The following is an 8,593-nucleotide window of genomic DNA, read 5'->3' on the forward strand; positions in this document are numbered from 1 at the left end:
CCGCCGTTCGTCGGCGCGATCCCGCTCGAGATCGCGCGCGAGACCCTCGATTCCGTCGTCGCGGTGACGGAGGCCGCGATCGCCGACGCGATGCGCTTCCTGCTCACGCGCGCGAAGCTCTGCGTCGAAGGGGGCGGCGCGGCCGGGAGCGCGGCGCTCCTCTCCGGCGCGATCCCGGTCGAGAAAGGGGACACGGTCGCCGTGCTCGTCTCCGGAGGAAACGTCGACCCGGAGCGCTTCCCGTTCGCCGCGCCGGCCTGAGGCGGAGCGGCGGAGCTACCGGCCGGAGAACTTGGGCGTGCGCTTCTCGACGTTCGCCGCGAGCCCTTCCTTCGCGTCTTTCGACTTGAAGAGGAGGGACTGCAGCTCCCGCTCGAGGGCGAGAGCGGACTCGATCGGGAGCTCGGAACCCGTCTGCACGGACCGCTTGATGTGGCCGACCGCCATCGACGCCTTGTTCGGCGGGCAGAACTGACGGGCGTAGTCCATCACCTGTTCCCACCATTCCGCGGAGGAGCCTTCCCAGACCTGGTTGACGACGCCCATCTCCAGAGCTTCCTCGAACGTGTACGTGTTGCCCGTCACCATCAGCTCGATCGCCTTGGCTTTTCCGACGACGCGCGTGAGGCGGGTCGTGCCGCCCGTGCCGGGGAGGACGCCGAGATTGACCTCGGGAAGTCCGATCTTCCCCGCGTCCTTGCGGGCGATGCGGAGATCCGCGGCGAGCGCGATCTCGAGTCCGCCGCCGACCGTGTGTCCGTTCAACGCCGCGATGACGAGCTTCGGGGTGTGTTCCAGACGCAGGAGCGTTTCGTTGGCGTGCAGGCAGAAGTAATACTTGAACTCGGGCGTGACGGCGTTGAGCATGTTGATGTTCGCGCCCGCGGAGAAGAACTTGTCCCCCTTTCCGCGGAGCACGATGACGTGCGCGGCGTCGTCGAACCGGGCGCGGAGGATCGCCTCGTCGAGCTGCCGGTTGAAGGCGTACGTGTAGGTGTTCGCGGGGGGATCGTCCATCTCGATGACGGCGACTCCGCCCTCGTTGCGGTAGTGGATCAGCTCTTCGTCGAACTCCGTGGCGGTCCATTCCCGGCTCCGGGAGCGTTCTTTGTCGGTGACGGTGCTCATGGGCTTCCTCCGATCCGAAAGATATCAGAGGGGCCGCCGACGCGGCCCTCGGTTCTCAGCGCGGCTCTCGTTCCTTCGTGGGATCGACCCAGCCGGGCTGCCGGCCCGGCCCCCGTTCGAGCTTCCAGATCGGAACGCGCCGTTTGACGTTCTCGATCGCCTCCCGGCACGCGGCGAACGCGTCGGCCCGGTGCGGCGAGACCGCGACGATCGCGACCGACTCGTCGCCCACCCGGAGAGGGCCGATTCGGTGCCGGATCAGCGTGCGGGTCTCCGGGAAGGCGGCGGCGAGCTCCCGCTCGATCGCGGCGAGCTCCCGCTCGGCCATTTCCCCGTAGGCGGCGTACTCGATCGATTCGACGGGGAGACCTTCGTGGTGGTTCCGGACGACCCCGACGAACGACGCGATCGCGCCGTCGGAATCGCGGCGCGCCTCCGCGATCAGGTCGGCCAGGCGAAGCGGCGCCGCGGTCAGCCGCGCCATCATCCCCCCGCGATCGGAGGGAGGAACGCGACCTCGTCCCCCTCGGCGAGGGGACGGCCTCCGGAGACGTACTCGCAGTTGACCGCGACCGCGGGCATCGAGCCGTACCGGGCGAAGTGGGGAACGTGTTCGCGGAGCTTCTCCCAGAGCGCGGCGACGGTCGTTCCCTCGTCGACCTGCCGGAGCTCCTGGTCGACGCCGACGGCGTCCCGGAACGAGGCGAAGTAGAGGAGGCGGACCCGCACGGAGAGGTATTGTACCGGTGCCGATGCGTGAATCGCCGGTCTCCCGCCCGCTCTGCCTGGCTTTCGTCCTGGCCGGGGCCCTCGGCGCGGTCGTCGTCCGGGACGAGCGGACCTCCTCTTTCTTCGCCGGGTTCGGCGCGGGAACGGGCGTTCTCTTCGTGATGTCATTCTTAAGGAATCCGCGGTCGCCGTCGGCCGCGGACCGGCAGAGGGGAGAATCTGCGGGCCATGACGAGCATCCTGATCGTTGAAGACGAGAAGAAGATCGCCGACTTCCTCCGAAAAGGGCTTTCGGAGAAGGGGTACACGGTCGACGTCGCGGCCGACAGCGACGTGGCGCTCGAGTGCGCGGTGGCCGAGCCCCACGACCTGATCGTCCTCGACCTGCTGCTGCCCGGGTCGCGTGACGGTCTCGAGCTGTGCCGGGAGCTCCGGCGGCGGGGGATTTCGTCGAAGATCCTCATGCTGACCGCGCGCGACACGGTCGAGAACAAGATCGAAGGGCTCGACTCCGGCGCGGACGACTACCTCGTCAAGCCGTTCTCGTACCGCGAGCTCCTCGCGCGGCTGCGGGCGCTCACCCGCCGGAGCGAGATCAAGGAAGCCGGGCCGCTCGAATGCGAAGGCCTCGTCTACGAGCCGTCCTCCCGGACCGCGCGGATGGGAGAAGCGACCGTCGAGCTGACGATGCGCGAAGGAGCCATCCTCGAGCTGCTGCTCCGCCGGAAGGGAAAGGTCGTCTCGCGCGCGGAGATCGCGGCTCGCGTGTGGGAGGACACCTCCGATCTCTCGACGAACATCATCGACGTGTACATCAATTCGATCCGGAAGAAGATCGACGGCCCCTCGCGGGGCCGCATCCGGACGGTCCGCGGCGTCGGCTACTCGATGGGGGCCTGATCGTGGGCGACGACGAGACCGAAGTCGACGCGCGGCTGGCCGATCTGGAGCGCCGCGAGATCGAGCAGGCGCAGTTCATCGCCGACGTTTCGCACGAGCTCCGGACGCCGCTCACGATCCTGCGCGGCGGGATCGAGGTGGCGATCGAGGGGGAGCGCAGCGCCGACGAGTACCGGCAGGCCCTCTCGGAAGCGCTCGTCGAGGTCCAGCACCTGATCCGGATCTCGGAGAACCTCCTCTTCCTCGCGCGCGGGACCGCGGGCCGCGTGACGATCTCCTTCGCGAGGGTCGACCTTCGCCGGTTCGCCGAGGAGCGCGTCCGGGAGTTCGAGACCGCCGCGATCGAGAAAGGGCTCGAGCTGACGTTCGAGGGATCCGCCCGGCCCGTGGAGATCCTCGCGGATCGCAACCGCCTGAAAGAGGTCTTCCAGAACCTGCTCGAGAACGCGATCCGGTACACGGAGAAAGGGCACGTCCGGGTGCGGGTCTCGGCCGACGGCGCCCATGCCCGGCTCGACGTCGAGGACACGGGGGTCGGCATCGACGCGGCCGACGTGCCGAACGTCTTCGACCGTTTCTTCCGTTCCGACCGCGCCCGGCGCGCGTACAAGGGAGGGTCCGGCCTCGGGCTCTCGATCGTGCGCTGGATCGTCGAGGCGCACAAGGGGAGCGTCCGCGTCGAGAGCGAGCCGGGCCGGGGTTCGTCGTTCACCGTGCTCTTTCCCCGGATCGGCTAGCCGCGTCCCCGTTCCGCCCCGGATTGATCCCCCTTCCCGCCTGCGATAGGCTCTGCCCAATCCCGACGGGACTCTCCAGGAGGTTTCCGATGATGGCTGCCGATCCGCAGCGGGCGGAAGTACCCGCCGGCGCGCCGCCCGTGCCCGACGACATGCACGACGGGCCGGACGAGCTCGCGGCGGGTCACCCGCTGCACGAGGCGCTGTCCCTCTGCCGGGAGCTCCTCGGGGCCTGCCACGACGGCGCCGCCGTCCGCGCCGCGGAGACGGGGCGCCGCCGGTCGCTCCTCGGCGCCTGGGCGGCCGGAGCCGGCGCCCTGGCCGTCGTCCTCGCGGTCGTCTCGACGACCTGGGCGGCGCGCGGGACGCGCCCTCCGGGAGCGGAGCGGCCGCTCGCGATCGCGACGGCCGTGGCGGCGGCCGCCTCTCTCGCCCTGCTTTCCGCGCGCGGGATCCTTTCGTCCCGGCGCACGTGGCTCGCGGATCGCGCCCGGGTGGAGGGGTGCCGCCAGGCGAAGTTCCGGTTCCTGCTCGACCCGTCGCTCTGGAGCCGCCGCGGCGAGGAATCCCGCGAGCGCATCGACCGGTTCCGGTCGGAGGCGGAGGCCCTCGCGCGGCTCGGTCCCGACGGGGCGTCCGCCTGGGCGGAGGCGGACGCGATCCCGACCTCCCGCACCATCCCGGTCGGAAGCGGCATCGATCCGCATACCGTCCACACGCTGATGGATTACTACCAGGCGCGCCGGATCGATCCCCAGCTCGCCCGACTCGCGCGCGAGGGCGGCCGGCGAGGAGGCCATCCGCTGCAGCCGCCTCCTGCGGCGCTCCTCGCCGCGAGCGTCGTCGGGATCCTCGGGGCCGCCGTCCTCCGGCTCCTCCCGTCGACGCCGACGAGCGTGCTCCCGTCGATCCTCGTCGGCGCCGCTCTCGTCCTTCCGTTCGTCGCCGCGGCGCTCCGGTCCACGGCGATCGGCGCGTCCTCCGAGCCGCTCCGCCGGCGCGCCGCCGCCCGGCATCGGGCCCTGGCGGAGCTCTCCGGACGCCTCCAGAAGGTGAGCGGCGCGGAGGCGATCTTCCGCGAGATGGGATTCTGCGAGGACGTGCTCGAATCGGAAGGACGGGATCGAATCCGGCGCGACCTTTCCGGCGGCTGGATCGGCTAAAGGATTTCTCAAGGAAGCCGGCGCCGGCGGCGCGGGTGCTACGTTTCCGAAATGCCCACGTGGCGCTCGCGTCTGTCCTGTGCCCTCCTCGCGGCGGCGGCCGCCACCACCGCGTCCCACGCCGCAAACTCTTCCGTGCCGTCGCACCGGGTTTTCCGGCCGACCGCGCCGGAGACGGAATACTACAAACTCAAGCACCTGATGGCCGACGGGATGATGCCCAACTACAAGGCGCTCTGGGCGGGATTTCGCCGCGACGATGCGGATTCGGTCAGGCAGGCGCTCGCCTACATCGCCTCCCTCGCGCGCGACGCCGGCCGATATCCGCTTCCCGACGCGGCGCGAGCCGACCGCGGCGCGGATTTCCGGACCCGCATGCTCGGTCTCGCCGCCCGGTCCGAAGCGCTTTCTTCTCAGCTGCCGAAGGAGCGCGATGCGGTTTCCGCCCGCATCCTCTCCATTTACGGAGCGTGCCAGGAATGTCACGACAAGTACGCTCCGGACGAAGGACGGGAGCGCCGAAAGTACTCGCCTCCGCCGGCGTGAAGGTCTCGCGAACAATCTTTCCGTCTAAATCCCCGAATACCAATGACTTCCGGGCAGGGGAGTTGCATTGCCCCTCTCTCGGTGCCGTGTGGACTATCAGCGAATCGATGAGCGAGAACATTCACTTCCCCCGATGCCTCCCGCGGGATCGCCGGCGGCGCGGCGGCGGATCCTCATCGTCGAGGACGATCCGGCGACCCGCGCGGGGCTCGAAGGCCTGCTCGGAGACGGCTCCTCCGACGTCGCGACGGCCGCCTCGCTCGACGAGGGGCGCCGCGCCCTCGCGCGGTTCGACCCCGACATCTGTCTGACCGATCTCGCGCTCCCGGACGGAAGCGGCATCGACTTCATCCGTTCGGCTCGCGAGAGCTCGCGCCGCGACGTGATCGTGCTCACGGGGAACGGGTCGATCGACAGCGCCGTCCAGGCGATGAAAGAGGGGGCGTTCGACTATCTCCTCAAACCTCTCCGGCCCGCCGAGCTCGGGGTTCTCCTCCAGCGGCTCGAGCGCAAGCGCGAAGTCGACCGGCAGCTCCGGGAGCAGGAAACGCGATTTCGCGCGCTGATCGAGCACAGCTCCGACGCGATCGCTCTGCTCTCGGCGGATGGCGAGGTCCTCTACGCGAGCCCGTCGACGGCGCGCGTCCTCGGCCGCCGGGGCCGGGGTCTCGTCGGCGGGCGGTGGCTCGACCAGATGCATCCGGACGACGCGGCCGCCGCGGCGGACTTCTTCGCCGCCGTCCTCGCGGATCGCGGGCGTCCCGCGACGATCGAAACGCGCCTTCGCGCGAGGCGGAAGGGCGAACGCTGGATCGAGATGACGATGACGAACCTGCTCGGGGAGCCGAGTGTCGGCGCGGTGGTCGTCAACTATCGCGACGTGACCGAGCGGCGTCGCGCGATCGACGAGCTCGAGTACCGGGCGTTCCACGACGAGCTCACGGGTCTTCCGAACCGCGCGCTCTTCCTCGATCGGCTCACCCAGGCGATCGCCCTCGCGCGCCGCGACGGCCGGAAGCTCGCAGTCATGTTCATCGATCTCGACCGGCTCAAGGGGGTCAACGACACGCTCGGGCACTCGGCCGGAGACGCCGTCATCCGCGCGGTGACCGAGCGCCTTCGAGGATGCGTCCGCGAGGCGGACACGCTCGCGCGCGTCGGCGGAGACGAGTTCACGCTGCTGATCCCCGAGATCACGGACGAGGCCGACGCCGTGACCGTGGCGGCGAAGACTCTCGCCAGCGTGGCGGAGCCGTTCCCGATCCGCGGCCGGGAGGTCGCGATCACGACGAGCATCGGAATCGGCTTCTATCCCCGGGACGGAGGGGACCCGGAGTCGTTGATGGCGTGCGCCGACAGGGCGCTCTATCGGGCCAAGGAGACGGGACGGAACCGGTACCGGTTCTGCTCCGCCCTCGAATGACCGGACCGGGGGCACGGATCTTGCGAACTCCCGGAAGGATGGACGGGAAGCGAATCCTCGCGATCGACGACGATGCGGATTTCCGGGAAGGGTTGACCGACGTCCTCGACGAGCTCGGCTACCGGGTGAGGACCGCGTCGAACGGGAAGGAGGCTCTCGAGACCCTGCGCCGCGAGCCCGTCCCGGACGTCATCCTGCTGGACCTGCGGATGCCCGAGATGGACGGACGGGCGTTCCGCCGCGAGCTCGCGGGCGACGAGCGCCTCGCGGAGATCCCGCTCGTGATCGTCTCCGGGTCGCGGGAGGTGGAGGGTGAGGCTCGTTCGCTCGGCGCCGCGGCGGTGCTCCCGAAGCCGTTCGGGATTCAGAAGCTTCTCGAGTCGATCAAGACCGCCACGGAGCATTAGGACCGGCCGGCGCGGGCGAATGCATCGAGCCGACGGGCGCGTGCCGCCCGCGAGACCCTGCGACATACGCCCCGGTATGCCTCGGGATCTCGCGGGCGACCCGCATCCCGTCGGGCTCGCGCCTCGCCGCGCTTCGTCGGCGCTCCTGACTTCCGCGTAATACACGATTATTCGTCGGAATGACGAGGCTACCGTGACGGGGCGTACGGCGCCTCCGAAAGTACGTGGAGGCGCGGCCAGACGTGCCGGAAGGCGGGTTCGGTGGGACCGGCCGGCGGGCGCGGCGTACCGGGGCGTACGTTAAGCCCGCCGGCGGTCCCGCCGGACCCGTATAACGGCGCGTATGGTCCGCGCCTGCTCTCCTACCAGGCGTGTTCCGGGACGATGAGCACGGCCACCCCGCTCGCCGCCATCACCTTCAGCGTCACGTCGTCCCGGGCGGGGGCGGCGCGGAGACGCGGGCCCGGAGCGCCCATCGCGATCATTTCCGCGCCGCACCGCGCTCTCTCGGCGAGGATTCCTTCCGCCGCGGAGTCGGCCGTGCGGAGCGCGAGCTCGCACGGGACGTCCATCGCGCGGAGCGCCGCCAGGCCGCGCTCGAGATGCGCGCGCACGAAGTCCGGCTCTCCCTCGCCGAGCTGGGCGTGGAACAGCGTCACGGCGGCGCCGAGGTTCCTCGCCAGCCAGCCGGCCATCCGGACGACCGTTTTTCCGGGCTCGCCGACGGCCGTGCAGACCAGGATGCGGCGGGGCGAGGGCCACGCACCCGGCACGATCAGCATCGGGGTCGCCGATCGTTCGACGATCCGGAGAAGGGGCGCGCGGGACCGGGCGGCCAGTCCTCCCGCCTCCCGTCCTCCGTCGAGCACGAGCACGTCGTAGACCGACTCGCTCTGCTCGGCGAGGACCTGCGGGACGAGGCGGCCCGCCCGAACTCTCGCGTCGGCGAGCGGCGCGCCGAGCGCGCGGGCGCGTTCGCGGAGCGCGGGGCCGAGTCCCTCGACCCGTTCGGCGTCCTCGGTGACCGCGAGCGCGGTCATCGTGCCGTCGAGCGCGGAGGCGAGCCGCGCCGCCGCGCCGAGGGCGGCGGCGTCGCCTTCGCCGCGATCGACCGCGAGCACCCGCGGGGCCGGACGGTCGAGGATCTTCCACGCGCGGAGACTCACCCAGACGTCGGCGGGAAGCGGACGATCGGGCGCGACGAGGGTCTCGAGCAGGAGGTGCTCCTCGCCGAACACCGGAACCGGGGAGACCTGGCGGATCCGCGGAGCGCGCGGAACCCGGACGCGCACCCGGCGCTGCGCTCCGGCGAAGCTCTCGTCGACGATCGATCCGCGGCCGAACACGGGAACCCCCGGCCCGGGTTCGCTCTCCGTCAGGACGACGTGCTCCGGGCGGCACAGCAGAAGGACCCGGGAACCGCTCTCGTGGGGCACGTCGGGGGGGATCGGCAGCGAGAAAGCCCCGAAGTTCGCGACCCCTTCGTCGGCGCGTCCGACGACGACGGTCCCGGCGCCGAGAAAGGTCGCGACGAAGAGGGTCCGGGGGCGCTCGTAGAGG

Annotated in this window: 11 protein-coding genes; 7 read left to right on the top strand and 4 right to left on the bottom strand. The window is 70.7% G+C overall.

Annotated features, from left to right (window positions below):
- The coding region (locus VFS34_13105) for a pyridoxal-phosphate dependent enzyme (protein ID HET9795386.1) at positions 1–261 on the top strand (261 nt) is incomplete at its 5' end.
- Positions 262–276: 15 nt separating this feature from the next.
- Here the strand turns inward: VFS34_13105 and VFS34_13110 are convergent.
- From VFS34_13110 to moaD, 3 genes are read right to left on the bottom strand one after another with little or no spacing between them, the layout of a single operon-like run.
- Positions 277–1,128, bottom strand: a complete 852-nt coding sequence (locus tag VFS34_13110) for an enoyl-CoA hydratase/isomerase family protein (protein HET9795387.1) — start codon at positions 1,126–1,128, stop codon at positions 277–279.
- A gap of 55 nt (positions 1,129–1,183) precedes the next feature.
- Positions 1,184–1,612, bottom strand: coding sequence for a molybdenum cofactor biosynthesis protein MoaE (locus VFS34_13115; protein ID HET9795388.1), 429 nt, complete (start codon positions 1,610–1,612; stop codon positions 1,184–1,186).
- Positions 1,612–1,857, bottom strand: a complete 246-nt coding sequence (moaD, locus tag VFS34_13120) for a molybdopterin converting factor subunit 1 (protein HET9795389.1) — start codon at positions 1,855–1,857, stop codon at positions 1,612–1,614. Before moaD ends, VFS34_13115 begins: the two co-directional genes overlap by 1 nt.
- A 228-nt stretch (positions 1,858–2,085) precedes the next feature.
- On the opposite strand from moaD, the gene VFS34_13125 reads away from it, so the two are divergent.
- The 6 genes from VFS34_13125 (at position 2,086) to VFS34_13150 (ending at position 7,033) form a co-directional block, all read left to right on the top strand.
- Positions 2,086–2,757, top strand: coding sequence for a response regulator transcription factor (locus tag VFS34_13125; protein HET9795390.1), 672 nt, complete (start codon positions 2,086–2,088; stop codon positions 2,755–2,757).
- Positions 2,758–2,759: 2 nt separating this feature from the next.
- Positions 2,760–3,494: an ATP-binding protein gene (locus VFS34_13130; GenBank protein ID HET9795391.1), complete on the top strand. Its 735-nt coding sequence runs from the start codon at positions 2,760–2,762 to the stop codon at positions 3,492–3,494.
- An 89-nt stretch (positions 3,495–3,583) separates the two neighbouring features.
- On the top strand, positions 3,584–4,657 hold the full coding sequence (locus VFS34_13135) for a hypothetical protein (protein ID HET9795392.1): 1,074 nt from the start codon (positions 3,584–3,586) through the stop codon (positions 4,655–4,657).
- A 51-nt stretch (positions 4,658–4,708) separates the two neighbouring features.
- Entirely contained in the window at positions 4,709–5,203 is a 495-nt protein-coding gene (locus VFS34_13140) for a hypothetical protein (GenBank protein HET9795393.1), read from the top strand.
- Positions 5,204–5,336: 133 nt separating this feature from the next.
- The gene (locus VFS34_13145; protein HET9795394.1) at positions 5,337–6,626 is read left to right on the top strand and encodes a diguanylate cyclase; all 1,290 of its coding nucleotides are present in this window, start codon (positions 5,337–5,339) and stop codon (positions 6,624–6,626) included.
- Between the two features lie 38 nt (positions 6,627–6,664).
- Positions 6,665–7,033, top strand: coding sequence for a response regulator (locus VFS34_13150; GenBank protein ID HET9795395.1), 369 nt, complete (start codon positions 6,665–6,667; stop codon positions 7,031–7,033).
- A gap of 362 nt (positions 7,034–7,395) precedes the next feature.
- On the opposite strand, the gene VFS34_13155 is transcribed toward VFS34_13150, so the two are convergent.
- Positions 7,396–8,593, bottom strand: a 1,198-nt coding sequence (locus tag VFS34_13155) for a universal stress protein (protein ID HET9795396.1), incomplete at its 5' end; no start/stop codon positions are given.

This window comes from Thermoanaerobaculia bacterium, from assembly GCA_035717485.1.
Classification (GTDB): domain Bacteria; phylum Acidobacteriota; class Thermoanaerobaculia; order UBA5066; family DATFVB01; genus DATFVB01.

What these genes read in the sequence shown, in the direction of transcription:
- VFS34_13150 (HET9795395.1), top strand. Translation starts at nt 6,665, where the DNA reads ATGGACGGGAAGCGAATCCTCGCGATCGACGACGATGCGGATTTCCGG.
- VFS34_13140 (HET9795393.1), top strand. Translation starts at nt 4,709, where the DNA reads ATGCCCACGTGGCGCTCGCGTCTGTCCTGTGCCCTCCTCGCGGCGGCG.
- VFS34_13110 (HET9795387.1), bottom strand. Translation starts at nt 1,128, where the DNA reads ATGAGCACCGTCACCGACAAAGAACGCTCCCGGAGCCGGGAATGGACC.
- VFS34_13125 (HET9795390.1), top strand. Translation starts at nt 2,086, where the DNA reads ATGACGAGCATCCTGATCGTTGAAGACGAGAAGAAGATCGCCGACTTC.
- VFS34_13135 (HET9795392.1), top strand. Translation starts at nt 3,584, where the DNA reads ATGATGGCTGCCGATCCGCAGCGGGCGGAAGTACCCGCCGGCGCGCCG.
- VFS34_13145 (HET9795394.1), top strand. Translation starts at nt 5,337, where the DNA reads ATGCCTCCCGCGGGATCGCCGGCGGCGCGGCGGCGGATCCTCATCGTC.
- VFS34_13115 (HET9795388.1), bottom strand. Translation starts at nt 1,612, where the DNA reads ATGGCGCGGCTGACCGCGGCGCCGCTTCGCCTGGCCGACCTGATCGCG.